The 26,093-nt window shown below is 58.7% G+C and carries 29 protein-coding genes; 26 read left to right on the top strand and 3 right to left on the bottom strand.

Annotated features, from left to right (window positions below):
* Positions 1–3: 3 nt before the first annotated feature.
* The 9 genes from FB472_RS02235 (at position 4) to dapF (ending at position 8,551) form a co-directional block, all read left to right on the top strand.
* Positions 4–573 carry a tripartite tricarboxylate transporter TctB family protein gene (locus tag FB472_RS02235; protein ID WP_141989471.1) on the top strand — a complete coding sequence of 190 codons (570 nt, stop codon included), beginning with the start codon at positions 4–6 and terminating at the stop codon, positions 571–573.
* Positions 573–2,075 (top strand): tripartite tricarboxylate transporter permease, encoded by a 1,503-nt coding sequence (locus tag FB472_RS02230; RefSeq protein ID WP_141991420.1) that lies wholly within the window; start codon positions 573–575, stop codon positions 2,073–2,075. The genes FB472_RS02235 and FB472_RS02230 overlap by 1 nt, the downstream gene beginning before the upstream one ends.
* Positions 2,076–2,257: 182 nt before the next feature.
* Complete coding sequence (locus FB472_RS02225) at positions 2,258–2,566, top strand: helix-turn-helix domain-containing protein (RefSeq protein ID WP_021808548.1); 309 nt, start codon at positions 2,258–2,260, stop codon at positions 2,564–2,566.
* Between the two features lie 77 nt (positions 2,567–2,643).
* Positions 2,644–2,871, top strand: a complete 228-nt coding sequence (locus FB472_RS02220) for a DUF3046 domain-containing protein (RefSeq protein ID WP_021808549.1) — start codon at positions 2,644–2,646, stop codon at positions 2,869–2,871.
* Positions 2,872–3,112: 241 nt separating this feature from the next.
* Positions 3,113–4,273, top strand: a complete 1,161-nt coding sequence (gene recA / locus FB472_RS02215; RefSeq protein WP_021808550.1) for a recombinase RecA — start codon at positions 3,113–3,115, stop codon at positions 4,271–4,273.
* Positions 4,274–4,281: 8 nt separating this feature from the next.
* On the top strand, positions 4,282–5,106 hold the full coding sequence (locus FB472_RS02210; protein ID WP_141989470.1) for a regulatory protein RecX: 825 nt from the start codon (positions 4,282–4,284) through the stop codon (positions 5,104–5,106).
* Between the two features lie 44 nt (positions 5,107–5,150).
* Positions 5,151–6,701, top strand: coding sequence for a tRNA (N6-isopentenyl adenosine(37)-C2)-methylthiotransferase MiaB (gene miaB, locus FB472_RS02205; RefSeq protein ID WP_141989469.1), 1,551 nt, complete (start codon positions 5,151–5,153; stop codon positions 6,699–6,701).
* Positions 6,676–7,686 carry a tRNA (adenosine(37)-N6)-dimethylallyltransferase MiaA gene (gene miaA, locus FB472_RS02200; protein WP_141989468.1) on the top strand — a complete coding sequence of 337 codons (1,011 nt, stop codon included), beginning with the start codon at positions 6,676–6,678 and terminating at the stop codon, positions 7,684–7,686. Before miaB ends, miaA begins: the two co-directional genes overlap by 26 nt.
* Positions 7,673–8,551: a diaminopimelate epimerase gene (dapF, locus tag FB472_RS02195; protein WP_141989467.1), complete on the top strand. Its 879-nt coding sequence runs from the start codon at positions 7,673–7,675 to the stop codon at positions 8,549–8,551. The genes miaA and dapF overlap by 14 nt, the downstream gene beginning before the upstream one ends.
* 55 nt (positions 8,552–8,606) lie before the next feature.
* Here dapF and FB472_RS02190 read toward each other — a convergent pair whose 3' ends face one another.
* Positions 8,607–9,230, bottom strand: a complete 624-nt coding sequence (locus FB472_RS02190) for a class I SAM-dependent methyltransferase (protein WP_141989466.1) — start codon at positions 9,228–9,230, stop codon at positions 8,607–8,609.
* A gap of 41 nt (positions 9,231–9,271) precedes the next feature.
* Between FB472_RS02190 and hflX the strand changes: the two genes are divergently transcribed.
* Positions 9,272–10,879 carry a GTPase HflX gene (gene hflX, locus FB472_RS02185; protein WP_246078027.1) on the top strand — a complete coding sequence of 536 codons (1,608 nt, stop codon included), beginning with the start codon at positions 9,272–9,274 and terminating at the stop codon, positions 10,877–10,879.
* An 18-nt stretch (positions 10,880–10,897) separates the two neighbouring features.
* Here hflX and lexA read toward each other — a convergent pair whose 3' ends face one another.
* Complete coding sequence (gene lexA / locus FB472_RS02180) at positions 10,898–11,575, bottom strand: transcriptional repressor LexA (protein WP_051377072.1); 678 nt, start codon at positions 11,573–11,575, stop codon at positions 10,898–10,900.
* A 242-nt stretch (positions 11,576–11,817) separates the two neighbouring features.
* Here lexA and FB472_RS02175 point away from each other — a divergent pair, with 242 nt between their 5' ends.
* From FB472_RS02175 to FB472_RS02150, 6 genes are all read left to right on the top strand, one after another.
* The gene (locus FB472_RS02175; RefSeq protein WP_141989465.1) at positions 11,818–12,180 is read left to right on the top strand and encodes a LysM peptidoglycan-binding domain-containing protein; all 363 of its coding nucleotides are present in this window, start codon (positions 11,818–11,820) and stop codon (positions 12,178–12,180) included.
* Between the two features lie 25 nt (positions 12,181–12,205).
* Complete coding sequence (locus FB472_RS02170; protein WP_141989464.1) at positions 12,206–13,294, top strand: histidinol-phosphate transaminase; 1,089 nt, start codon at positions 12,206–12,208, stop codon at positions 13,292–13,294.
* Entirely contained in the window at positions 13,291–13,896 is a 606-nt protein-coding gene (gene hisB / locus FB472_RS02165; protein ID WP_141989463.1) for an imidazoleglycerol-phosphate dehydratase HisB, read from the top strand. The genes FB472_RS02170 and hisB overlap by 4 nt, the downstream gene beginning before the upstream one ends.
* A complete protein-coding gene (gene hisH / locus FB472_RS02160) occupies positions 13,896–14,528 on the top strand; it encodes an imidazole glycerol phosphate synthase subunit HisH (RefSeq protein WP_141989462.1) in 633 nt (210 codons plus the stop codon). The genes hisB and hisH overlap by 1 nt, the downstream gene beginning before the upstream one ends.
* Before the next feature lie 79 nt (positions 14,529–14,607).
* Positions 14,608–15,357 (top strand): bifunctional 1-(5-phosphoribosyl)-5-((5-phosphoribosylamino)methylideneamino)imidazole-4-carboxamide isomerase/phosphoribosylanthranilate isomerase PriA, encoded by a 750-nt coding sequence (gene priA / locus FB472_RS02155; protein ID WP_141989461.1) that lies wholly within the window; start codon positions 14,608–14,610, stop codon positions 15,355–15,357.
* Between the two features lie 25 nt (positions 15,358–15,382).
* A complete protein-coding gene (locus tag FB472_RS02150) occupies positions 15,383–16,150 on the top strand; it encodes an SseB family protein (protein ID WP_141989460.1) in 768 nt (255 codons plus the stop codon).
* Here the strand turns inward: FB472_RS02150 and FB472_RS02145 are convergent.
* Positions 16,147–16,497 carry a DUF1844 domain-containing protein gene (locus tag FB472_RS02145; RefSeq protein WP_141989459.1) on the bottom strand — a complete coding sequence of 117 codons (351 nt, stop codon included), beginning with the start codon at positions 16,495–16,497 and terminating at the stop codon, positions 16,147–16,149. The two genes, FB472_RS02150 and FB472_RS02145, sit on opposite strands and share 4 nt — an antisense overlap.
* A 308-nt stretch (positions 16,498–16,805) precedes the next feature.
* Between FB472_RS02145 and infC the strand changes: the two genes are divergently transcribed.
* The 10 genes from infC (at position 16,806) to pheT (ending at position 25,887) form a co-directional block, all read left to right on the top strand.
* Complete coding sequence (infC, locus tag FB472_RS02140; protein WP_141989458.1) at positions 16,806–17,423, top strand: translation initiation factor IF-3; 618 nt, start codon at positions 16,806–16,808, stop codon at positions 17,421–17,423.
* Positions 17,416–17,610 (top strand): 50S ribosomal protein L35, encoded by a 195-nt coding sequence (gene rpmI / locus FB472_RS02135; protein ID WP_141989457.1) that lies wholly within the window; start codon positions 17,416–17,418, stop codon positions 17,608–17,610. The genes infC and rpmI overlap by 8 nt, the downstream gene beginning before the upstream one ends.
* 18 nt (positions 17,611–17,628) lie before the next feature.
* The gene (rplT, locus tag FB472_RS02130; protein WP_141989456.1) at positions 17,629–18,015 is read left to right on the top strand and encodes a 50S ribosomal protein L20; all 387 of its coding nucleotides are present in this window, start codon (positions 17,629–17,631) and stop codon (positions 18,013–18,015) included.
* A 103-nt stretch (positions 18,016–18,118) separates the two neighbouring features.
* On the top strand, positions 18,119–18,922 hold the full coding sequence (locus FB472_RS02125) for a TrmH family RNA methyltransferase (RefSeq protein WP_141989455.1): 804 nt from the start codon (positions 18,119–18,121) through the stop codon (positions 18,920–18,922).
* Positions 18,923–18,994: 72 nt separating this feature from the next.
* On the top strand, positions 18,995–19,747 hold the full coding sequence (locus FB472_RS02120) for an amino acid ABC transporter ATP-binding protein (protein WP_021809584.1): 753 nt from the start codon (positions 18,995–18,997) through the stop codon (positions 19,745–19,747).
* A 38-nt stretch (positions 19,748–19,785) separates the two neighbouring features.
* On the top strand, positions 19,786–20,655 hold the full coding sequence (locus FB472_RS02115) for a glutamate ABC transporter substrate-binding protein (RefSeq protein WP_141989454.1): 870 nt from the start codon (positions 19,786–19,788) through the stop codon (positions 20,653–20,655).
* A gap of 90 nt (positions 20,656–20,745) precedes the next feature.
* Complete coding sequence (locus FB472_RS02110; RefSeq protein ID WP_141989453.1) at positions 20,746–21,414, top strand: amino acid ABC transporter permease; 669 nt, start codon at positions 20,746–20,748, stop codon at positions 21,412–21,414.
* Complete coding sequence (locus FB472_RS02105) at positions 21,411–22,343, top strand: amino acid ABC transporter permease (RefSeq protein ID WP_141989452.1); 933 nt, start codon at positions 21,411–21,413, stop codon at positions 22,341–22,343. Before FB472_RS02110 ends, FB472_RS02105 begins: the two co-directional genes overlap by 4 nt.
* An 11-nt stretch (positions 22,344–22,354) precedes the next feature.
* Positions 22,355–23,395, top strand: coding sequence for a phenylalanine--tRNA ligase subunit alpha (pheS, locus tag FB472_RS02100; protein ID WP_141989451.1), 1,041 nt, complete (start codon positions 22,355–22,357; stop codon positions 23,393–23,395).
* Complete coding sequence (gene pheT, locus FB472_RS02095) at positions 23,395–25,887, top strand: phenylalanine--tRNA ligase subunit beta (RefSeq protein ID WP_141989450.1); 2,493 nt, start codon at positions 23,395–23,397, stop codon at positions 25,885–25,887. The genes pheS and pheT overlap by 1 nt, the downstream gene beginning before the upstream one ends.
* Positions 25,888–26,093: the final 206 nt, after the last annotated feature.

Here is a 26,093-nt window from a genome sequence, read left to right as displayed (position 1 = left end):
CTAATGGTCGCATCCGTCAACGGCCCGCCCGATGCTTCGGCATCGGGCGGGCCCGACCACACAGCTGACTCGCAACGCTCCATACGCGCGCCGATAGGCGAGTTCATTTTCGCCGGAACCTCAGCTCTCGTCGGAATCTATGTCATCGTCGCAGCCAACTTCATCCGAATACCAATTTCAAGCAACACTCTCGGCCCACGCTCATTCCCTTACCTCGTTGGCTTCATCATGATCGCCGCAGCGGCATCTGTACTGGTCCAGGTATTTCGAGGCAACCGTGGGCAAGCCGACGAGGGTGAAGACATCGACACCTCGGTGCCAACCGACTGGACGACGGTGCTGAAACTTGTTGCGCTGTTCGCGGCCCACGCGTTTCTCATCGGTGTCATTGGCTGGCCGCTTGCCGCAGCAGTGCTGTTCTTCGGCGCAGCATGGAGCCTCGGTGCCAAGAAATTGCATTGGGCTGCACTCGTCGCGTTGGCTCTCGCTTTCGCAATTTTCTTTCTCTTCGGCACGCTGTTGGGACTCTCGCTCCCTGCCGGGCCCCTTCTCGATTGGATGCCCTTCCTGTGATCGACAATTTTGAAGCGCTTCTTGCGGGGTTCGCCACGGCGATCCAGCCGGAGTACCTTCTTTACGCCTTCTTCGGGGTGCTGGTAGGAACGGCGGTGGGCGTTCTTCCCGGCATCGGGCCGGCGATGACGGTGGCCCTGTTGCTGCCCATCACCTACACACTTGAGCCTGCGGCAGCTCTCATCGTGTTCGCGGGAATCTATTACGGGGGAATGTATGGGGGATCAACGACATCCATTCTTCTCAACACTCCTGGAGAATCAGCATCAATTGTCACCGCACTCGAGGGCAACAAGATGGCCAAGAAAGGACGAGGAGCTTCTGCGTTAGCTACGGCTGCAATCGGGTCGTTTGTCGCTGCAGGTGTTGCAACAGTCGGGCTCACCCTGATCGCCCCCATACTTGCGCGTTGGGCGGTCACTCTGGGCCCCCCAGACTATTTCGCCCTCATGATTGTCGCTTTCATGACAGTTGGTGCACTCATGGGAAACTCTGTGTCGCGGGGAATGCTCTCCCTTGCACTCGGCCTCTTCTTAGGAATTGTCGGAACCGAAGTGCTCACTGGGCAGCAACGCTTCACGGGTGGAGTACCTGTACTCGCTGACGGCATCGATGTTGTGCTGATTGCCGTGGGTCTCTTTGCTGTGGGAGAGTCGCTGTATGTCGCCTCAAGGATGCGGTCGGGCGGTGTTCACGTCATCCCAGTAACGAAGGGATGGCGCAATTGGATGTCGAAAGAAGACTGGCAGCGTTCATGGAAACCGTGGCTTCGCGGTACGGCCATCGGGTTTCCCATCGGAACGATTCCTGCCGGAGGCGCTGATGTAGCGACATTCCTGTCCTACGCAGCAGAAAAACGAATGGCGAAAGGGAAACGAAAGTCAGAATTTGGCAACGGCGCCATCGAGGGTGTTGCCGGCCCTGAAGCAGCCAACAACGCCGCGGCCGCTGGTGTGCTCGTCCCACTACTTACCTTGGGGCTTCCGACAACGGCAACCGCAGCAATTATTCTTTCTGCCTTCCAGTCGTATGGGATCCAGCCGGGGCCCCTGCTCTTCGAGAACCAGAGTGCACTGGTGTGGGCGCTAATCGCGAGCCTTTATATCGGCAACATCATGCTTCTCGTCCTGAACCTGCCGCTCGTGGGAATTTGGGTCAAAGTTCTCCAAGTTCCGCGTCCATACCTCTACGCGGGAATTCTGTTGTTCGCAGCGCTCGGCTCGTACGCTATGAACTTCAACTATCTGGATGTTCTGATTCTTCTCGCAATCGGAATCCTTGGTTTCCTCATGCGGCGGTTCGGGTATCCCGTGGCGCCGATGGTGATCGGCGGCATTCTCGGTCCGATGGCAGAGACTCAGTTGCGAAAAACCCTAGCTATTAGCCAGGGAGATCTCTCGGCCCTCGTGACGAGCCCGTTTGCTGCGATCGCCTACGTGAGCCTGATCCTGATCGTCATGGTCGGCCTCTGGCTGAAGCGACGTCAAACCAGGCTCGAGTAGGAGAGCGTTCCCATCGTTGTGGTGCACTAGCGGGAATAATGCACATTTCGGTCGGGTTACAGTAAATGAACTCACAAGACCTCTTCAGATTGGAAGGGTTAGAGTTCTCAACAGATAGTGGCTGTAGTCTTGACTATCCAGAATAATCTGGTTGCGCTACACAGTCAGAGAGGGAGTGTCCAATGGTTCTAGTTCGTCAGGAAATCGGTGACGTTCTCCGCGACGTGCGCCTGCAAAAGGGACGCACCCTTCGTCAGGTCGCAAGTAAGGCGAGCGTTGCACTCGGATACCTCAGCGAGGTTGAGCGCGGTCAAAAAGAGGCCAGCTCCGAAATTCTTGCTTCGGTAGCCGAAGCCCTTGATACGCCAATCTCCGTCATCATGCGCGAGGTGGGGGATCGCCTTGCGATCATCGAAGGCGCTACGACGATTCCCGATACTTTGCCCGATGAGCTTGTTGCCGAGTTTGATTCGAACTTGATTTCACGCTAGAAATTGCATCCTGAATGCCTCGCTCCTGTGGGAGTGGGGCATTCTTTGCTTAAGCCGGACGAGCATAAGGTGGTTGTATGCGAGTGAGTGAGTTCTGGACGGCGGTCGCCGATGAGTTTGGTGAGCCGTACGGCAGGGTGCTCGTCAGCGATCAGGTACTAGATTCCGTCGGCAGCCTCACTGCCACTCAGGCCCTTTCTCGAGGCGTTCCCGCCCGTCAAGTGTGGACTGCGCTCTGTGACGCGATGGATGTCCCGCAGGAACGCCGCTATGGCGTCGGTCAGCGCGAGCCCAAGAAACTATAGCTTCGCGCCCGCGTGGCGTGTTCGAACACCTGTTCGATATTGTTAGTCTTCTCCCTAACATCCAATCGAATACCGTTCACGGATGAGCAATGCACGTCATTGCTCTGGAATGTCAGAGCAGACGCGTAGCGTGGCACTTAGCAATACAGCCTTTGTCGGGAGGTTACGGACCTTGCACCACCGGTCCGCACGAATCGCGACAGCCTATGGGCAGCAACCTACGACCAACGGAGAAAATATAATGCCATCAGCAGCAGACCGCGAGAAATCCCTCGAGACCGCTCTCGCTCAAATTGACCGTCAGTTCGGCAAGGGCTCAGTTATGCGCCTAGGCAGCGATGAGCGTGCTCCGGTCGAGGTGATTCCCACAGGCTCGATTGCTCTCGATGTTGCGCTCGGCATAGGCGGGCTTCCCCGAGGACGAATTGTCGAAATCTACGGTCCCGAGTCCTCCGGTAAGACGACTCTGACCCTTCATGCGATCGCTAACGCGCAGCGCAACGGTGGAATTGCGGCGTTTATCGATGCCGAGCACGCGCTCGACCCCGAATACGCGGCAAAGCTTGGGGTCGACATCGATGCACTTTTGGTTTCACAGCCCGACACGGGTGAGCAAGCTCTCGAAATCGCAGACATGCTCGTGCGAAGCGGTTCCATCGACTTGATCGTTATCGACTCGGTGGCGGCTCTCGTTCCACGTGCAGAAATCGAAGGCGAGATGGGGGACACCCACGTTGGTCTTCAGGCCCGGCTCATGTCGCAGGCTCTGCGCAAGCTAACCGGTGGCCTCAGTCAAACCAACACAACCATGATCTTCATCAACCAGTTGCGTGAAAAGATCGGCGTCTTCTTCGGTAGCCCCGAGACGACCGCCGGCGGTAAGGCGCTCAAGTTCTACGCCTCCGTTCGACTCGATATTCGCCGCATCGAAACGCTGAAAGATGGCACGGACGCGGTGGGTAACCGCACGCGGGTCAAAGTCGTCAAAAACAAGATGGCTCCGCCGTTCAAACAAGCTGAATTCGACATCCTCTACGGCATTGGCATCTCGCGCGAAGGTAGCCTCATCGATTTCGGTGTGGATCACGAAATCGTCCGCAAGTCGGGCGCCTGGTACACCTACGATGGCGATCAACTCGGCCAGGGTAAAGAGAAGTCGCGCGCCTTCCTGATCCAGAACCCGGCGATCGCACTCGAGATCGAACAGAAGATCATGCGCAAGCTTGGGGTGGGTGCCGAAGCAAAAGCCGCGAATGCTAGTGAGGCAAAAGCTGTGGCAGATGCCGCTGTGAAAGCTGAAAAAGCGGAGAAAGCAGCCAAGGCCAGCGCTAAGGCTGACGGGCCCGTATTGCCCGTGGCTGACACAGCAGCGGAGCCACTCAAAACTGCCGTAGGCCAGTAACTCCCACTATGGCTACCTCCGACGACGAACATCTCGCACCAGTGATCAACCTGTTTGGCGACCGATCCGGTGCCAAACAAACCGAAACGACGACGACGGATCCGTCGCCGGAGGAGTCAGAACTGCTTCATCCGGCAGCAGTTGAGCCCAACACCTCCGACTTCACTGCAGCTTCGGCAGTCTCACCCGGAGCCATCGAGAGCCCAGCAGGCGTCGACCCGCCAGAGTCTGTCGACACACCATCGCAGGTCGAGACGCCGGCGCCCCTCCGAGCGCTGCCGACCATGGCCAGCTTCGGTTCCCCGCCCGCGCAGACGAAGGCCGAACGGCGGCAAGCGCGCGATGGGTTTTCAGAGATCAGCCGGGTCAGCATGCGTGCACTCGCCCGTCGAGGTATGTCCTCTGACGAAATGACCCAGTTTCTGGGCACGCGAGAGTTCGAAACAACTGAGATCGACGATGAAATTGAGAGACTGGAAGGTTCCGGTCTTCTTGATGACGCAGCCCTTGCAGAAACGCTCGCAAAAACGCTGCGCGATCGAAAAGGGCTCGGTGCGTCAGCAATCAGGGCGGAGTTGCGACGCCGCAAAATTGACCAAGAACACATCTCTGCAGTGCTCGATGTCGAACAAGACGAGGAGCAAGAGCGTGCGACTGAGATCGCGCTCAAACGTGCCCCTCAGTTGCGTTCACTCGATAGTGTGACGGCCAAGCGCCGACTCACAGGATTCCTCATGCGCAAGGGTTACTCTGGCTCCATCGTGTCAGCGGCAGTAGCCGCAGCTCTGGCGCCCAACTCAAGAGAATCATCCGGCGGTCCCACCTTTCGCTAGAACATCGTCAAACCGAGTCTCCGCAGAGGCTTAAGGTGGAAGACATGATTGACGAAAAACTGGCCGCACCGCGCAGCTATGAGGTGCGCACCTACGGGTGCCAGATGAATGTGCACGACTCCGAACGACTCAGCGGTTCCCTTGAAGCAGCAGGCTACATTCGCGCAACCGAAGGCCAAGCCGACGTAGTCGTAATCAACACCTGCGCGGTTCGAGAAAACGCCGACAATAAGCTCTACGGCAACCTCGGCATGCTTGCCAGCGTCAAAAAAGCGCACCAAGGCATGCAGATCGCTGTCGGAGGCTGCCTGGCACAAAAAGACAAGAACGTCATTCTCGACAAAGCCCCATGGGTCGATGTCGTGTTCGGGACGCACAACATGGGGTCGCTGCCGACTCTACTTGAACGCGCCCGCCACAACGAAGAAGCGCAACTAGAGATTCTCGAATCCCTCGACGTCTTTCCGTCGACGCTGCCGACTCGACGAGAATCAACCCATAGTGCGTGGGTATCGATCTCTGTTGGGTGCAATAACACCTGCACTTTCTGCATTGTGCCCGCGCTGAGAGGCAAGGAAAAGGATCGACGCCCGGGAGACATCCTCTCGGAGGTGCAAGCAATTGTTGACGACGGCGCCATCGAGGTCACCCTGCTCGGGCAAAACGTTAACTCCTACGGTGTTGAGTTCGGTGATCGCCAAGCATTTAGCAAGCTCCTCCGAGCGACGGGAAACATCACAGGTCTCGAACGGGTGCGCTTCACCAGCCCTCACCCGGCAGCGTTCACCGATGACGTGATCGACGCGATGGCAGAAACCCCCAACGTCATGCCGCAGCTTCACATGCCATTGCAGTCCGGATCAGATCGCATCCTGAAGGCGATGCGTCGCAGCTACCGCTCAACAAAGTTCCTTGGCATCCTCGAACGGGTTCGCGCGCAGATGCCGCACGCAGCAATTAGCACCGACATCATTGTCGGATTCCCCGGCGAGACCGAAGAAGATTTTGCCGAAACAATGCGTGTCGTCGAAGAAGCACGCTTCGCATCCGCCTACACATTCCAGTACTCCATCCGTGAGGGAACACCCGCGGCAACGATGGAAGACCAGATACCGAAAGCGATCGTACAGGAACGTTACGAACGACTCGCTGCTCTCCAAGATCGCATCTCCCGCGAGGAGAACGAGAAGCAGGTAGGGCGCACAGTTCAGGTACTGGTTAGCGCCGCTGAAGGCCGCAAACAGGCGGAGACATCACGACTCTCGGGCCGGGCAGAAGACTCGCGCCTCGTACACTTCAACGTACCCGAAGGCAGCGCTGTGCCGCGCCCCGGCGACGTCGTCACGGTGACGATCACCGAAGCATCCACCTTCCATCTCGTGGCCGACACGGACGCCGGCGGAACACTCGATATTCGGCGCACCACGGCGGGCGAAGCCTGGGACCGTGCACAAGCAGAATCATGCGGAGTTCCGAGCAGCGTTGGCCCAAACAGTTCTGCCTCAAGCACTGTGGGCCCACGAGTATCCCTCGGACTTCCAACCGTTCGCGTCTCCACGACACCCATTTATGACCCCTCTGACTCCGAGCGCTGAGCTACAGGCCGAGACTGGCGACTCGGTCGCGAATGGCACCCACGGGATCGCGCAGAACCTTGTCGTTATTGTCGGAGCCACCGGCACAGGAAAATCCGAACTCTCGCTCGACCTCGCCCAATCTCTCAACCGTCGCGGACTGCACGCAGAGATCATTAACGCTGATGCGATGCAGTTGTACCGGGGCATGGACATCGGCACGGCCAAGCTCCCCGCCTCAGAACGTCGGGGAATCCGGCACCACCTGCTCGATGTCCTCGACCCCACCGACGACGCCAGCGTTGCCCGCTATCAGGCCGATGCTCGCCAGATAATCCTCCGAATTCGCCGCGAGGGGCACGTGCCCATTCTGGTCGGCGGTTCAGGGTTGTACATCTCCAGCGTCATTCACGACTTTCAGTTCCCTCCCCGTGACTCACAGGTTCGGGCACGCCTTGAAACGGAACTCGGGACGCTCGGCGTCGGTGCGCTCTTTCATCGTCTGCGTGAACTCGACCCCGAAGCCGCGCAGTCCATCGGCCACAGCAACGGGCGCCGAATTGTGCGCGCGCTCGAGGTGATGGAAATTACCGGCAAACCTTTCGGGGCAGGGCTCCCAGAAGAACAGACCTTATGGATTCCGTCTCACATCGTTGGCATCGCGGCTCCGCGCGAGCAACTTGTGGCTCGGCTCAATGACCGTGTGCGTGGCATGTGGCGTTCCGGCCTCCTCGATGAGGTGCGCAGTCTTCGTCCACGGGGTTTTGGGGCTACTGCCACGCGCGCAATCGGGTACGCCCAAGCAATAAAACAACTCAACGGTGAACTATCTGAGGCAGATGCCGTCGACGGGACCGCGGCCCTCACACGCCGCTATGCCCGACGCCAGGTCGGCTGGTTCAAGCGCTACCGCCAGTGCCAGTGGTTGAGCTATGACGATCCCGATCGTGTGAGGAACACTCTGGCGATGGTGATGGGAGAGAATGGAGCTTATGGCAACGCTTAACTTCACCAAAGGTCAGGGAACCGGCAACGATTTCGTGCTGTTCTCCGACCCAGACGGTCAAATCGACCTCACACCCCAGCAAATTGCCGCCATCTGTGATCGCCATTTTGGTGTGGGTGCTGACGGCATCCTGCGTGCCGTGCACTCGCGCAACATTGATGCCGGGGCTGCGGCATTGGCCGAAGATGCTGACGCCGAGTGGTTCATGGATTATCGCAATGCCGACGGAAGTATCGCAGAGATGTGCGGCAACGGTATCCGGGTATTCGCACACTATCTTGCAGAAAACGGTTTCGTTGATTTCGAGCCCGGCGATACGTTGCCCATTGGTACGCGAAGCGGTGTGCGTGACGTGCAGCGCAATTTGGCTGGCTACCAAGCCGACATGGGCCGCTGGTCGCTCGACGGCGGCGAACCCCTCGTGCGCGCTAAAGAGCTCGTCGTCGCTCGCCCCGGTCTCGGGATCAATGTAGGCAACCCGCACGTGGTTGTTGCACTCGCTGAAGAAGCTGAACTCGACCAGGTCGACCTCAACTACATCCCCATAATTGATCCCGAGCCAGAAAAGGGCGCAAATGTCGAGTTTGTCGTTGCCGCTGAGCCGCTAGTCAAAGACGGTGTCGGGTCGATCCGGATGCGGGTGCACGAGCGTGGCAGTGGCGAGACGCTTTCGTGCGGCACCGGTGCGGTCGCGGCAGCGTTGGCCATCAGGCACTATGCAGGCTCGGGCGCGCCCCACCAGTGGCGTGTGACCGTGCCGGGGGGAACAGTTGTCGTGCGCATGTTCCCGACCGAAGACGGCGAGCATGTCTCGCTGAGCGGGCCCGCAGAACTTGTCTACACCGGCAGCCTCGAACTCGCTTAGCGCTGCGCCGCGGTCAGTCGACGCCCCGGATGCATGCACTTACTGCTCGTACCGGCTACCCGACGTTGACGGCGCGCCGCCGTGCTCGCAGCAGACGGTAGCCCTTGTGTGTTGCGGCGCGCGTGAAAGAGAAATCTGGAGGGAACGCCGATTCCATCCAGCGCTGCAGCGAATCTGAGCCCAGGTTGCGTTGAACGACGAGCCAGGCATCCGCATCCAATTCCAGTTTCGGCAGCCACGTTTCGAGAATGTTGTGAAGTTCGTTTTTGCCGACTCGAATGGGTGGGTTCGACCAAATAGCCATAAACGTGATGTCTTCGGGAACATCCTGAGGCAGAACCGCGTTGATGTTGGGTATGGACAATTTCTTGGCGTTAGCCCGCACCAGATCCAGTGCGCGCTCGTTGACGTCCACCGCCCACACCGTTGCATGAGGTGATTCGAGGGCAAGGGTGAGCGCCATCGGCCCCCAACCGCACCCGAGATCAAGCAGGTTTCCTCCCGGAGGAGGCTTGGGCACGTTCGATAAGAGAACTTGGGTTCCCGCATCGATGTGTGCGGGGCTGAAGATCCCATTTGCCGTGACAAGTTCGCGCTCGGTACCAGCAATGGTCGCGTGAATCGTCCGCAGCTTGAGATCACTCTCGGGTGTTGACGAGAAGTAATGCTCGTTAGCCATGCACAGAACTTACCGAATACTAGAGAAGTAGGGTTAACCCAATGACCAAATTCACGAGAGATCCCAGTATCGAAGCCGCCGACGGCAACGGCAGCAACGACGGCAACGACGGCAACGACGGCAACGGCAACGACGGCAACGGCAGCAACGACGCCGATCGTTCCGTTGACCGTGTGCTGGCCGGCGAAGAATCTATCCACGCAGCGGTCACCCGCTTTGGCTCGGGCTCACCTAGCGCGCAAGCCCTTCAGACGGATGCCCACTACGAATCAGATCGCGACGGCGACCAATTTGATCGAGACGATCGCAACGCCCTCAAGCGCGTTGGTGGTCTCTCAACCGAGCTCGACGATGTCACCGAGGTCGAATACCGCCAGTTGAGAATCGAGAACGTTGTTCTCATCGGGATTTATAGCCAAGGTATGCTGCGCGATGCTGAAAATTCGCTTCGAGAGCTCTCGGCGCTTGCAGAGACCGCGGGGGCAGTCGTGCTCGACGGCCTCCTGCAGTCCCGTTCCCACCCTGATCCAAGTACATACTTCGGCAAGGGCAAAGCGCGAGAGCTGAAGGACGTTGTTGCCGCTACTGGCGCTGACACCGTTATTGCTGACACCGAGCTCGCTCCGAGCCAGCGTCGCGCACTTGAAGACGTTGTGGGGGTGAAGGTAATCGACCGCACGGCGGTAATCCTCGACATTTTTAGCCAGCACGCCACTAGCCGAGAGGGCAAGGCCCAGGTCGAGCTCGCCCAGCTTGAGTACCTCCTTCCTCGCCTCCGCGGTTGGGGTGAGTCGATGTCCCGTCAGGCCGGTGGTCAGGTGGGTGGCGCTGGTGCCGGAATGGGTAGCCGTGGGCCCGGCGAAACTAAAATTGAACTCGATCGTCGCCGCATCCACACCCGCATGGCGCGCTTGCGTAAACAGATCAAAGGTTTCGCGCCCGCTCGCGAAGCGAAGCGTGCGAATCGTGACCGGTTCGATGTTCCGAGCGTGGCTATTGCTGGGTACACGAACGCTGGCAAGTCGAGTCTGCTGAACCGCTTGACTCGCGCTGGAGTACTTGTCGAGAATTCGCTGTTTGCGACCCTAGACGCCACTGTGCGTAAGTCGGCGACAGCCGATGGTCGACTATTCACTCTCAGCGACACTGTCGGGTTTGTACGCAATCTGCCGCACCAACTAGTTGAGGCGTTTCGCTCAACGCTGGAAGAGATCGGTCAGTCCAACGTCATCGTGCACGTCGTCGATGCGTCGCACCCGGATCCCGGCGCTCAACTCAGTACGGTGCGCGACGTTATTGGCGAGCTCGGTGCACGTGATATCCCCGAGATTGTGGTGTTCAATAAGAGCGATCTTGCGGATGACGACCAGCGTCTCGTGATTCGAGGGCTTGAACCGACGGGAATTTTTGTGTCGGCGCGCTCCGGTGAGGGCATCGAGGAGCTCAACGCTCGTATTGCCGAACTGTTGCCCGCGCCGGAGGTCGAGGTGACTCTCCTCGTGCCGTACGACCGTGGTGAAGTCATTTCTCGACTGCACGTTCAGGGAAGAGTGCTCTCGACCGACTATCGCGAAGAGGGCACCCTGGTTAGCGCGCTCGTGCATCACGCACGTCTTGCCGAACTTAGTGAGTTTGTTACTAACCCTTAGCTGGAGTTGTGCTGCGTTCTACAGCGCGCGCAGCACGGTGACAACTTTGCCAAGAACCTGGGCGTAGTCACCGAGGATCGGTTCGAAGTTGGAGTTGCGGGGCAATAACCAGGTGTGACCATCTCGTTGACGGAAAACTTTAACGGTGGCCTCGTCATCGAGCATTGCGGCAACAATGTCGCCGTTTTCTGCGGTTTGCTGCTGGCGCACGACGACCCAGTCGCCGTCGCAGATTGCTGCATCGATCATCGAATCACCCACGACCTTCAGCATGAAGAGATCACCCTTGCCAACAAGTTGTCGCGGGAGGGGGAAAACTTCTTCAACGTGCTGTTCGGCGGTGATCGGAATACCTGCGGCGATGCGTCCCACGAGTGGCACCATGGCTGCGTCACCCATCGAGGGACCAACGATGCTGGATTCGTCGACGGCGCTCGGCACATCGATGAGTACTTCGATCGCACGTGGACGATTGGGGTCACGGCGCACGTAGCCACTGAGTTCAAGCTGGTTCAGTTGGTGGGTCACGCTGGACAGCGAGGATAGACCTACCGCGTCTCCGATCTCTCGCATACTCGGTGGGTACCCCTGGGTTGCGACTGCACGCTGGATCATCTCGAGAATCGCGAGCTGTTTTGCACTCAGGCTGGTGCGCCGTCGGGTTCCCCGCTCCACGCCATCTCCAGTGGGGCCAATTGACTCGGTCACGGTTCCTCGATTTCTGCCACGAACGATTCCAATGTCAGTGGCTTATTCGAAACTGTATCCGTACCGCACGCCAAAAACAAACATTTGTTCGAGTGTCGCGCAGCAATGTCAGTGGTCTGTTCGAATATGTACTTGAAATTAGAACAATTCGAATGTATGTTCGGAACACAGCTTCGTACCCGGCCCTCCCGGCCGAGGGCCGGGTACGAGAACCCTCAGAGGAGAAAATGATGGCAACTGCAGTCACTGCACCTAACGCGGCAGCCGATGCTCGGCAGGCTGCACCACGACTTCGCCTCACCACGCGCGGCCGCATCGTACTTCTGTTGCTCGCGGCGACGCCGTTGGTAGTTGCCGCTCTGCTGTTCTCGGTGAACGGTGGCGGCGCGGCCGCAACTAGTGAGTCCCGCGAGAATGCGTTTGTGTATGTCGACGTAACTGCGGGTCAGTCTCTTTGGAACATTGCCGAGCAGCACGCGCCGGGTCACGATCCTCGCGATGTCGTAGCGCAGCTGATCGAGGTCAATCAGTTGCCTTCCGCTGACGTCTTCGCTGGCCAAGAGCTCGCGATCCCCAGCAGCTTCTCCGACTAGCCGCTGCTGCCCGTAACATTGTGGAGTGACTTCGCTTTCAGATCTCCCCATTCGTGACGACCTTCGGGGGCTCAAGCCCTACGGTGCGCCGACCGATCCTGTGAGCATCCAGCTCAACGTCAATGAAAATACGCATCCCATTCCGGAAGCTGTTGCGACTGACATTGTCACGGCACTTGCTCAAGCGGTTATGTCGGCGAACCGCTACCCCGATCGAGAGTTCACCGAACTGCGGGAATCCCTCGCCGCTTATCTCGGCCACGGGCTCACCGCAGACAACATCTGGGCGGCTAACGGATCCAATGAAGTGCTGCAGCAGACGCTGCAAGCTTTTGGCGGCCCCGGGCGTCGCGTACTCGGATTTCCTCCCACCTACTCGATGCACTCCATCATTGCTTCGGGCACGGGAACCGAATGGGTCACCGCAACACGTGACCCTGAGTACGATCTCACGCCAGCAACTGTTGTTGCAGCGATTGTCGAGCACGCTCCCGACGTCATCTTCCTGTGTTCTCCCAATAACCCCACCGGTACATCGGTGAGCATTGAGACAATTGTGGCTGCCTATGACGCCACCGAGGGGATTGTGCTGGTCGACGAAGCCTACGCAGAGTTCTCCGACCTCGAGTCCGCACTCACTCTGCTCCACCGGCGGCCCCGTTTGATTGTTTCCCGCACGATGAGCAAGGCCTTCGCATTTGCTGGCGCGCGAGTCGGTTATCTCGCTGCCGATCCCGCCATCGCTGACGCCCTCCGCCTTGTGCGCCTCCCGTACCATCTCTCTGTGCTAACGCAGGCGGCCGCTGTTGCTGCATTGGCCCACGCGACCGAAATGCTTGCCATGGTCGATGAGATCAAAACACAAAGGGATCGCATGAGCGCTGGTTTAGCTGCTCTGGGTTTCGTTCCCGTTCCCAGCGAGGCCAACTTTGTTCTCTTTGGTGGAGTCGCTGACCCGCAAGCGCTGTTTCACAAGCTCCTGATCCAGGACATCCTGATTCGCGATGTGGGAATACCCCATCACCTTCGGGTCACCGCTGGTACGGAAGCAGAAACGACCGCATTCTTGGATGCGATGGCCGACCTCCAAGCGCTCGGTAGAGTTGAGTCATGACCTCACAGCGCACCGCGACGATCACTCGCGAGACGAGCGAGTCGAGCATCGAGCTTTCCCTTAATCTCGACGGCACCGGCAGCTCATCCATCGACACCAGCGTGCCGTTTTACGACCACATGTTGACGGCATTCTCGAAGCACTCGTTGATCGACCTGACGGTCAAAGCGACTGGTGACACGCACATCGATGTTCACCACACCGTTGAAGACATTGGAATCGCTCTGGGAGTTGCACTCAAGCAAGCTCTGGGCGACAAGACTGGAATTTCTCGCTACGGCGATGCGCTAGTTCCGCTCGATGAAGCTCTCGTGCAAGCCGTAGTGGATGTCTCAGGGCGCCCCTACCTCGTGCACACCGGCGAACCCACGGGTTTTGAGATGCACCTGATTGGCGGTCACTTCACGGGGTCGATGGTCCGTCACGTCTTCGAGGCAATCAGCTACAACGCGGGCATTACCGTCCACGTCACTGTTCTGGGTGGTCGCGATCCGCACCACATCGCTGAGGCCGAGTTTAAGGCGTTCGCTCGTGCTTTGCGTGGGGCTGTTGAGCCAGATGCACGCGTCACCGGCATTCCTTCCACCAAGGGTGTCCTGTAGTGGTAGCCCCTTCAGTTGTAATTTTGGATTACGGCTCAGGCAATGTTCATTCTGCCGCGAAGGCTTTGGAAGCGGCGGGGGCGGCTGTTCGACTCAGCGCGGATCGTTCCGTAGCCGAGGCTGCCGACGGTCTGCTTGTTCCCGGAGTAGGGGCTTTCGCTGCGGTCATGTCGGCGCTCGAGTCGGTTCGCGGTGGAGCAATCATTGAAAAACGCCTCACCGGTAGCCGCCCGGTGATGGGTATCTGTGTTGGTATGCAGGTGCTGTTTTCTTCTGGTGACGAGCACGGCGTTCACACTGCTGGGCTCGACGAGTGGCCCGGTGTTATAGAAAAGTTACCGGCACCAGTTTTGCCTCACATGGGATGGAATACGGTCGAGACCCCCGATGACACAACGCTGTTTGATTCCGTGCGCGACGAACGTTTTTATTTTGTGCATTCCTACGCGGCCCAGCAGTGGGTTCTCGACGTTCAGCCCCCGTTCCCTGAACCAAAGTTGACCTGGTCTGAGCACGGCGGTAAGTTCATCGCTGCAGTAGAAAATGGTCCATTGACTGCTACACAGTTTCACCCGGAGAAGTCGGGGAAAGCGGGAATCCAACTACTAAACAACTGGTTGAAGACCCTCTGATTTTGCGGCCGTTCGAGGTGCACTAGTATCAGATGCTTGTGCGCGGCGTTCCGCGATCAGGTCTTCAGAGAGTAAATCTATGAGCGAATTCAATAAAACACCCAGCCTCACCCTTTTGCCCGCCGTTGATGTCGCCGATGGCAAGGCCGTTCGGCTTACCCAGGGTCAAGCCGGGACAGAGAAGAGCTACGGAGATCCTTGTGCTGCGGCCCACGACTGGGTCGATCAGGGTGCCGAATGGATTCATCTTGTCGACCTTGATGCGGCGTTTGGCCGTGGTACTAACCAGGCCATGATCAAGAAGGTCATCAAATCAACGCCGAAGCGCGTGAATATTGAACTTTCGGGCGGGATCCGCGATGACAAGTCGCTGGAGGCTGCGCTCGCTACCGGGGCCAAGCGCATCAATTTGGGTACGGCAGCACTCGAAAACCCCGAGTGGGCGGCTCACGTGATCGCCGAGTACGGTGAGGCGATCGCTGTGGGTCTCGATGTCCGTGGCACGACGCTGGCCGCTCGCGGTTGGACCCAAGAGGGCGGAGATTTGTGGACAGTGCTCGAGCGGCTTGAAGCTGCTGGATGCTGCCGTTATGTCGTCACTGATGTCACGAAAGATGGCACCCTGCAGGGCCCCAACGTGGATTTGCTCCGTCAGGTAATGGACCGCACCCACCGTCCCGTAATCGCCTCCGGTGGAGTCTCCAGCCTCGATGACCTCATCGAGCTGCGTGAACTAGTGCCGCAGGGTCTCGAAGGGGCGATTATCGGCAAGGCTCTTTACGCAAAAGCCTTCACTCTCGCCGAGGCACTCGACGTGTCGTCGCAGTAGCAGATTTTCTGTATCGGTCATTCAGATGAATTTGACGGACTCCGCCGGCGTTCCTTGGGAGGGTCGCTCTTTCGACCCCAACCCGGCGCCCGACGATGATGGCACCGCACCACCAAAACTGATGGATGTCATCACGCGCTTTCAGCAGGGCGATGCTACCGAGGCTGAGGTGGTCGATGTCGTTCGCGAGTCTCGACTGCTGATCCCGCTGCTCGCGAAAGCGGGGGAGACGACCACCACCGATGCTGGGCTTACGGCCGATAAGACGCAAGAGCTCTCGATTGTGACGGTAACGGGCCCGGACGGTCGCGCAGTTCTGCCGGTCTTCAGCTCCGTCACGGCGATGAGCAACTGGAACCCCGAAGCTCGGCCGGTGCCGGCGGCAGGCACCCGCGTTGCTCTTGCCGCCGCGAGCGAAAATACTGACCTCGTGATTATTGACCCGTTGAGCGACAGCGAATTTGTCGTCCGCCGACCGGCACTGTGGTCTATCGCTCAGTCGACCCAGTGGGTTCCGAGCTTTGTGCGTGATGACGTGCGCGGCGAGTTTATGGCTTCCGCGGCCGACGAGCCGGACGTGGCCGGAGTGCAATTACTTGCGGGGGATCCGGGAGCACGATTGCACGGGCCAGAGTTGGTCGTGCAGATCGCGATGCGGCCAGGGCTCGATCGCGAAACTCTCGATGCCACTATGGATCGGATGCGCGAACGCTGGGCCTCATCCGAACTCATTGCGCAGTCAGTGGATTCTCTGGCCGTGCAGGTGGTTCGGGCGCCCGAGGCGACGCTCTAGTTCACGGGCCCGGTCCACTTTTCTCCGGGACCCTTGCCCGGAGCGTCGGGGAACCGTGATGCTTCGCGAAATGCCAGCTGTACCGAACGCAGTCCGTCGCGGAGGGGTCGGGCGTGGTGATTTCCGATCTCGGGGGCTGCCGCGGTGATAAAGCTGGCCAGAACATTAATCAGTTTGCGCGCTTCGTCCAGATCTTTTTCGGCTTCCGCGTCGGGCCCGTCGGAGAGCCCGAGTTTTACGGCTGCGGCACTGAGCATGTGCACGGCAACGGTATTGATTACCTCCACCGCGGGCACTTCAGAGATGTCGCGGGTCTCATTGACGTCGTCGTTGGTGGGCTCGCTCATGATGTCCTTCGCTAATTGGGGTTCGCTCTGCTATCCTTATGCAGGCCCGGGGCTTGCCCCGGTTACGAAAGTGGAGATTCTCCCACCTGTCAACCGCATACAAGGTTACCGGGTAGTTACACCCCGCAGAGTTCGCTTGCGGTTCAGTACGTGAAATTTATTTTTGATGCACGAATTGTTCCGGATGTTTGCTTCGCAGCTTAAAGGGTGTTGCAGCCAGTGCTGCATGACGATCCTCTTTCGTGTCACGGCATCCGCCGAACTGTGTTTTGTTAGACGCCCTGCGTAAATGAAACACATCACGAACTGTGAGGAGAACACGCATCAGCGATCCCCGTACCAACGACCGAATCCGAGTTCCTGAGGTCCGTCTTGTCGGACCCGGCGGTGAACAAGTCGGTGTCGTCTCTATCGACGTCGCCCTCAAGCTCGCCCAAGAGGCAGATCTAGATTTGGTTGAGGTTGCTCCCAATTCCAAGCCTCCCGTTGCCAAGATCATGGATTACGGCAAGTTTAAGTACGAAGAGGCGCAGAAGGCGAAAGAAGCTCGTCGCAACCAGACAAACACGATTCTCAAAGAGGTTCGCTTTCGTCTGAAGATCGACACGCACGATTACGAAACCAAGCGGCGGCGCGCCGAGGGGTTCCTCGCCGGTGGTGACAAGGTCAAAGCAATGATTTTGTTCCGCGGCCGTGAGCAGTCTCGCCCCGATCAGGGCGTGCGTCTCCTTCAGAAGTTTGCCGAAGATGTGTCGGAGTTCGGTGCAATCGAATCAACCCCGACGATCGACGGTCGAAACATGGTCATGATTATTGGCCCCCACAAGACCAAGGCAACAGCGAAAGCTGAAGCCGAGGCCCGCAAGGTAGCTAACAAGCAGCCTCGTGGGGCAGAAGTTCCAGAGAAAGAGGAGAAAGATGCCTAAGCAGAAGACGCACTCAGGCACCAAGAAGCGTTTCAAGGTCACCGGCAGCGGCAAGGTCATGAAGCAGCAGGCGGGTATGCGACACAACCTTGAGGTTAAGAGCGGCAAGCGCAAGCGTTCGCTCAACCAGGATCAGGTTCTTGCACCGCAGGACGCCAAGGTCATCAAGAAGCTTCTCGGTAAGTAAAGGGTTTAGGAATACATCATGGCAAGAGTTAAAAGGGCGGTAAACGCTCATAAAAAGCGTCGGGTTATTCTCGAGCGCGCCAAGGGTTACCGCGGACAGCGTTCGCGTCTGTACCGTAAGGCCAAGGAGCAGGTCACTCACTCGCTCGTCTACGCGTACCGCGACCGTCGTGCCCGCAAGGGCGAGTTCCGTCGTCTCTGGATTCAGCGCATCAACGCTGCTTCGCGTGCTAACGGCCTCACCTACAACCGTCTCATCCAGGGTTTGAATCTGGCTGGGGTGGGCGTCGACCGCCGCATCCTCGCTGACCTCGCGGTCACCGAGCCTGCTACGTTCGCGTCGCTGGTGGCAACTGCTAAAGCGGCGCTTCCGGCTGACACTTCAGCACCACGTTCGGCTGCATAAGTAGTCGCGCACATATCGTGCAACGGCACGCTGTTCTAGCCAATTTGGTCAGTACAGCGTGCCGTTTCTCTTATATGAGCTGGGTGAGTCTAGGGTTGCTTACGTGATCGATAACCCGCGCTCACCACGCGTACGAGCAGTGGCGAAGCTCGGAAAGAAGAGCGCCCGGTCCGAGACTGGGCTTTTTCTGTTGGAGGGCCCCCAATCAGTTTCTGAAGCCCTCAATTTTCGGCCGGAGCTACTCGTCGACCTCTACGCGACACCTACCGCTCTTGAGCGCCACGCTGAGCTCGCGCAGGCAGCTGAGGCCGCAGGCGTGGAGATCGAATTCGTTTCGGAGCAAGTGATTGAGACGATGGCCGATACGGTCACCCCGCAAGGTGTTATTGCGGTGTGCCGTCAGTTCCCGGCGTCGGTCAAGGATTTGTTGTCGGGGGCACCGAAGCTCATTGCGATCCTCGAAGAGGTGCGCGATCCCGGTAATGCGGGAACTATCATTCGGGCCGCGGATGCTGCGGGTGCCGACGGTGTGATTCTCACCGGTCGAAGCGTGGATCTCTACAATCCGAAGGTTGTTCGGGCCACCACGGGTTCGCTCTTTCATCTGCCGGTAGCGGTCGGCGTTGAGTTGGAATCCGTTCTTGAGCGCCTTAGAGGTGCCGATCTTCGGGTGATTGCCGCAGACATCAAGGGTGGTGATCTGTTGGCTGCCCGCAATGAGGGAGTGCTCGATCATCCGACCGCCTGGTTATTTGGTAATGAAGCTCGAGGCCTCACCGATGAGCACTGCGGGCTTGCCGATTCGGTTATTTCAGTGCCGATTTATGGCCATGCAGAGTCGATGAATTTGGCGACCGCAGCCTCCGTCTGTCTTTATGAGAGTGCATTCGCGCACCGCAGCAGCTGAACTGTGTCACGAGCGTGTTACGTCTAGGCGCGCCGTTTGACCGTACTCGCACGCGTGTGGTTGCATACAGCTATGCCAGCACAGAGCGGTGAACCTCTGGTCGTAGTCGACCACGTCAACAAACATTTTGGTGAGCTACACGTGCTCAAAGACATCACAACCACGATTCATCGCGGTGAGGTGGTGGTCGTCATCGGGCCCAGCGGTTCCGGAAAGTCAACCCTGTGTCGCGCAATAAACCGTCTTGAGACGATTGATGACGGAACCATCACCATCGATGGAAAGCTTCTCCCCGAGGAAGGTTCCGGTCTCGCCAAGTTGCGAGCCGATGTTGGAATGGTCTTTCAGTCATTCAATCTGTTCGCACACAAGACCATCCTAGAGAACGTCACCCTCGGCCCACGTCGGGTCCGCAAGATTTCCAAAGCCGAAGCCGATAAGCATGCGATGGAGCTTCTCGATCGTGTCGGTATCGCCAATCAGGCATCCAAGATGCCGGCTCAACTGTCGGGCGGCCAGCAGCAGCGCGTGGCTATCGCGCGGTCGCTCGCAATGGACCCGAAGATCATTCTCCTTGACGAGCCCACTTCGGCACTCGACCCCGAGATGATCAACGAAGTTCTGGATGTCATGGTTCAGTTGGCCAAGGACGGCATGACCATGCTGGTTGTCAGCCACGAAATGGGCTTCGCACGCAAGGCTGCCGACCGTGTTCTTTTCATGGCGGATGGCGAAATAGTTGAAGAGGCTGAGCCTGAGCAGTTCTTCACTAACCCCCAGTCTCCGAGAGCGCAAGACTTCCTCTCAAAAATTCTTACCCACTAAAACAGTGGGTAATTTCCCCACAGCATAAGGAGAAAAATATGCGGCTCAAAAAAGGCCTCTCGATCTCTGCTATTGCGCTTGTCGGCCTTCTTGGCCTCAGCGCGTGTGCAGCAGAAACCGACACCGCGGAACCAGGCGTCGAGGCAGCAGTTCCTGAATTCGAAGCTGGCACGACCATGGCTGATCTTGCCGAGGCAGGCTCGATCACTATTGGTACCAAGTTCGACCAGCCCCTGTTCGGTCTCCAAGGACCGTCGGGCGGACCCGTCGGATTCGACGTTGAGATCGGAAAGATCATTGCGGCTTCGCTCGGTATTAGTGAAGACAACATCGAGTGGACAGAGACTGTTTCTGCCAACCGTGAGACGTTCATCGAGAACGGCACTGTTGACATCGTGATCGCTACCTACACGATTAACGACAAGCGCAAGGAAGTAATTTCCTTCGCTGGCCCGTACTACAACGCTGGTCAGGACATCTTGGTACTCGCAGGTAACCCCGAGGGCATCACTGGCCCCGAGGACCTCGAGGGCAAGGCAGTCTGCAGTGTTGCCGGTTCGACGTCCGAGGCGAACATCGCCGAATACGGTGTCGACCTCATCACGACGGACACCTACTCGAACTGCCTTGAGCCGCTGCGCAGCGGCAACGTGATCGCTGTCACCACTGACAACGTGATCTTGGCTGGACTCGCCGACCAGAACGCTGGCGAGTTCGAGGTTCTCAGCAACCCGTTCACCGAAGAGCCTTACGGTATCGGCCTCGGTCTTGATGATGACGCATTCCGCACTCACATCAACGACGTGCTCGAAGCTTCGTATGACGACGGCTCGTGGGAAGCGGCTTGGGAAGCAACTGCAGGCGCCGTCCTGAAGCTCCCCGCCCCGCCCGCTGTGGACCGTTACTAAAACTAGTTAGTGTGCTCGGTGCTCGTTCGCGCTCTGTGCGCGGGCGAGCACCTGCCACGTCATAACTCATAACTTTTCAGGAGACCCTGGATGGATGCGATCTCTAACGCGATTGATGCCCTTGTTAGCATCACGCCGCTGTACATGCAGGGTTTCCTTCTGACGCTTGCCCTTCTGGCAATTTCTGGTGTGGGCGCTTTTGTTTTGGGCGTGCTCATCGCGGCGATGAGAATTTCCCCCGTTCCGTCGTTGCGGGTTTTCGCGACCGTCTATACGGAGATCCTTCGGAACATCCCCCTTCTTTTGGTGCTTTTTTTCTGCGCTTTCGTGCTTCCAATTTTGGGTGTCGAGCTCGACTTTTTCCTGCTCGCGGCACTGGGTCTCACCCTCTACACCTCGCCTTTCGTCGCTGAAGCGGTGCGTTCCGGATTCAACGGTGTTCCTGTCGGGCAGGCTGAAGCCGCGCGCAGCATCGGGATGGGTTTCACCCAGACCGTTGGCCTCGTGATTATGCCTCAGGCAAGCCGAATGGTTGTTCCCCCACTCATCAACGTTTTTATCGCTCTCACCAAGAACACCTCGGTCGCGGGAATCTTCTTTGTCAACGAGCTCTTCAAAGCGACGTATGCCGCCGCGCGCGATAACGGAGATGTCGTCGTGTTGACACTGGTATACGCGGCTGCTCTCTACCTTGCCATTACTGTCCCGCTCGGCCTGATAGCCGGTGCGATCGAAAAGAGAGTCATGGTGCTGCGATGAGTATGAGCGTTCTCTACGATGCCCCCGGGCCCAAAACCCGGCGCAACTCGGCCATCGCGTCGGTCATTGGCGCTGTTGCAATTTTGGCCGGGCTGACGTGGGTATTTTTCATACTCGCGGCGCCCCGCGTCAACGCGAACGGCGCCGAGCAGCCCGGTATGTTTGACCCATCTCGCACCGACATTCTCAGTGATCCACAAGTGTGGGGTGCGTTTGGCGGAGCAGTTGTAGAGACGCTGCGAATGGCAGGCGTCGCTGCGGTACTGGCGATCCTGGTCGGAATCTTGTTCTCCTTCGGCCGCACTGCAGCATCCAAGTGGGTAAGAATTCCCACTTCGGTGCTCCTGGAGTTCTTCCGCGGAATGCCGCTGCTTCTGATGATCCTGTTCGTCTTCCTCCTCTTCTCGACAGGCAGCTACTGGGCTGGCGTACTCGGACTCGCGGTCTATAACGGCGCGATCATTGGTGAAGCGTTGCGAGCAGGCATCAACTCGCTCCCTAAAGGGCAACGTGAAGGAGGGCTCTCTGTGGGCCTCACCTCACTACAGACCCGCTTCATCATTGAGTTCCCGCAGGCCTTCCGCCAAATGCTGCCGATTATCCTCGCGCAACTCGTCGTTCTCGTCAAAGACACTTCGTTGGCCTACGTTGTGGCATACCCCGAGCTGGCGCGAACAATCAAAAACCTTCAGAATTTCTATGGCAGCCGCTACCTGTTCACACTGTTTGCGGTTGGCTTCGTCATCTACCTGGTGATGAACGTGACGCTGTCGTACATCGCTCGTTACGCGGCGAAACGCAGCGGGCCGAAGCTCGGCAAGGTCACGCCCGATAACCCCAAGGTGCCGGGAGCCGAGGGCACCCGCGCCATCACCATGCCGCGCGGGCGATCCGGGTATCGCGATAACAGCGGTGGTGGCTTCAGCTAAACTCAGTTCTTGTGTCTGAACCCACCCCGATTACAGAACCAGCGGTAACCGCAGCGGTCGAAACAGCTCTTGCTGCCATCGACTCCGCCGCGACAATGGCCGATCTCAAAGCGGTGCGCACTGCCCATCTTGGCGAAGCATCGCCGTTGGCAGCGCTGAACGCCCAGATGAAAAACGTTCCGCCGGCAGACCGCGCGGCATCGGGCAAACTTATCGGCGGGGCACGTTCGCGCGTCGGCGCCGCGTTCAGTGCGCGCGAAGCCGAGCTGGCCGTCGCCGAAGAAGACGCGAAGCTTGCGGCTGAAGCTATGGATGTTACCGCCGTCGCCACTCGTTACGTGAAGGGTGCCCGGCATCCGCTCAGTCTGCTCATGGAACACATGAGCGACCTTTTCGTCGGAATGGGCTGGGAAGTGGCCGAAGGGCCAGAGCTCGAAAACGAGTGGTTCAACTTCGACGCGCTCAACTTCGATGAAGATCACCCGGCACGCGCGATGCAAGATACCTTTTTCGTCGATCCGATCGAGTCGCATCTTCTGCTGCGCACCCACACGAGCCCGGTTCAGATCCGCTCTCTTCTTGAGCGCCCGCTCCCGGTCTACGTTGTAGCGCCCGGACGCGTGTTCCGAACTGATGAGCTTGACGCGACGCACACACCGGTGTTCCACCAGCTGGAGGGTATCGCGATCGACAAGGGCCTCACGATGGCCCATCTGCGCGGCACGCTGGAGCACCTTGCGCGGGCGATGTTCGGTGAGGGCGCCCAGATTCGCCTGCGCCCCAACTACTTTCCCTTTACGGAGCCGAGCGCAGAAATGGATGTCTGGCAGCCGGGCGCGAAGGGTGGTGCCCGCTGGGTCGAATGGGGTGGCTGCGGGATGGTCAACCCCAACGTTCTGCGTGCCGCCGGCATTGATCCCGAGGAATATCAGGGCTTCGCTTTTGGAATGGGAATCGAGCGCACACTCCAGTTCCGCAACGAGATGAATGACATGCGCGACATGGTTGAGGGCGATATTCGCTTCTCCCAGCAGTTTGGAATGGTGATCTGATGAAAGTTCCCATGAGTTGGTTGCGGGAATTCGTTGAGATCCCCGCAGATATTACCCACGAGCAGGTTCATGCCGCCCTCGTGAAGGTCGGCTTCGAAGAAGAAGATGTTCACGATTTCGAGATTTCGGGACCGGTCGTTGTCGGTCAGGTTCTCGAATTTATTGGTGAGCCGCAGAGCAACGGCAAGACGATCAACTGGTGCCAGGTGGATGTTGGCGAAGCCGAACCGCGCGGTATCGTCTGTGGCGCCCACAACTTTGCTGTCGGTGACAAGGTTGTTGTGACGCTTCCTGGTTCGGTGCTTCCCGGACCATTCCCGATTGCTGCGCGCAAGACCTACGGCCACGTCTCTGACGGAATGATCGCCTCGACCCGTGAACTCGGTCTCGGCGACGATCACGATGGCATCCTAGTTCTGTCAACATTCGGGCTTGATCCCGAAGTGGGTGCTGATGCAATCGAACTGCTCGGTTTGGATGACTTCGCGGTAGAAGTGAATGTCACTCCCGATCGCGGCTATGCCATGTCGATTCGCGGCATTGCGCGCGAGTTCGCCCTCTCGACCGGCGCGATCTTTACCGACCCGGCTGATAGCCCCACGATCACTGAGGCGGGCGGTTACTCCGTCGTCATCAATGACGGCGCACCCATTCGTGGGCGTGCCGGTGTGCGGTCTTTCACCACGCGAGTTGTTCGGAACGTGGATGTCACCAAGCCGACACCATCGTGGATGATCAGTCGTTTGACGCTCGCCGGCATCCGCTCAATCTCGCTCACGGTGGACATCACCAACTACGTGATGCTCGAGCTTGGGCAGCCGATCCATGCTTACGATCTTGATCGAGTGTCTGGCGGGTTGACGGTCCGTCGTGCACGAGCAGGGGAGAGACTGACGACCCTTGACGACAAGTCACGCACCCTCGACGCCGAAGATCTGCTGATCACGGATGACTCTGGCCCGATCGGGTTGGCCGGCGTGATGGGGGGCGCGAGCACCGAAATCACGGAGACGTCCACCAACGTGCTGGTCGAGTCCGCAAACTTCGAGCCGATTTCGGTCGCGCGCACTGCCCGTCGCCACAAGCTCGGCAGTGAAGCCTCGCGCCGTTTCGAGCGCGGCGTTGACCCGCTCGTCGCCCCTGCTGCTGCAGCGCGCGTCGTGGGATTGCTCGTCGACTTGGCGGGCGGAACCGTTGACTCACTCGGCAGTGATATTCCGGCCGCACATAATCCGCAGGCAATCGAGCTGCCGGAAGCCTATATCGAGGGCCTAATCGGCGTGCGCTATTCGGATGACGAGATCACTGATTCGCTTACCGCTATTGGCACGACGGTTGAGGCGACCGAAACGGGATGGCTGGTCACACCACCAAGCTGGCGCCCCGATCTTGACGACAAGACCACCCTCGCTGAAGAAGTTGCCCGAATTGTGGGCTATGACCGAATTCCCTCGGTGCTTCCGGTGGCACCTCCTGGGCGCGGTTTGACTCGCGCTCAGCGACTCCGTCGAACGGTATCCAATAGCTTGGCCGCGTCGGGGCTCACCGAAGTTCTGGCGTACCCGTTCATTTCGACGGCATCGAATGATCTTTTCGGTTCCCCGCAGGCTGGCGGAGTAACTGCTATTGCGCTGGCGAATGCTTTGGACCCGGATGCTGCCTCTCTCCGTCGTTCGTTGCTGCCGGGTCTCACCGCCATCGCACACCGCAACGTGTCTCGCGGGCTCGCGGATCTCGCACTCTTCGAGGTGGGAACAGTCTTTTTGCCCGAAGCAGGGCGCTCCTACGGCAGCGCTGATCTCCCGGCGGGATACGAGCTGCCGACTGACTCTGCGCTGACGGAGCTTCATGCCAGCGTTCCGGCCCAGCCGTGGCACGTTGCGGCAATATTTGTGGGCGACGCCGTGACACGCCAGCCGGGACAGCAGGCTGTTTCTCGTGGCCTGTCAGACGCTTTGGCAACTGTTCAGCAGTTGGCCGCCACGATGCTGGTCGACATCAGTATTGTTATTGGACGTCACCAAGCGATGCACCCCGGTCGCACCGCCGAGTTGCGCGTTGGTGACCAGGTTGTTGGGTATGCGGGAGAGTTGTTGCCGGCGTTGGCGCGTGAGCTTGATCTTCCTCGCGTTGTCGCAGTCGTAGAGGTCGACCTGAGTGCGCTCATCGAGGGTGCTGTTGAGGATGTCGTGGCGACGCCGATTGTGTCCTTCCCTGCCGCTACGCAGGACGTGTCCGTGGTTGTGCCCGATACCGTTCAGGCGGGGGAGTTGCTTGTGATCATCCGCGAGGGTGCCGGAGAACTCCTAGAGAGCGTGCGGTTGGTCGATGACTATCGTGGTGCCGGTCTCGTCGAGGGTCGGAAGTCTCTGACGTTCGCACTTCGTTTCCGCGCCGTTGATCGTACGCTCACGCAGGTGGAGGCCACCGAGGCGAAGAACGCCGCAGTGGCTCTTGCGGCCGAACGAGTCGGTGCGGAACTGCGCGAATAGTCAGCGCGCATCAGCGCTAACGATTAGCTTGCGCCCGTGTCTGGGCACTACTCTAGAAATGTGACCGACTTCCGCGCTTGCAGCCAGCGACTCTCGCTGAGCTTTGTTGCGCCGTCTTCGCCGGTTCTGCGCGGGGCTGACGAGCGACGATAGGCGGAGTTTCGCCATGACCCACGAGGTTGTGTCTGAAGCGCCGCCGCAAGTGT

The sequence above is a fragment of the Rhodoglobus vestalii genome (assembly GCF_006788895.1).
GTDB classification, from domain to species: domain Bacteria; phylum Actinomycetota; class Actinomycetes; order Actinomycetales; family Microbacteriaceae; genus Rhodoglobus; species Rhodoglobus vestalii.
Note: the sequence above shows the minus strand (reverse complement) of the source record. Positions and strands in the feature narration are given on the sequence as shown.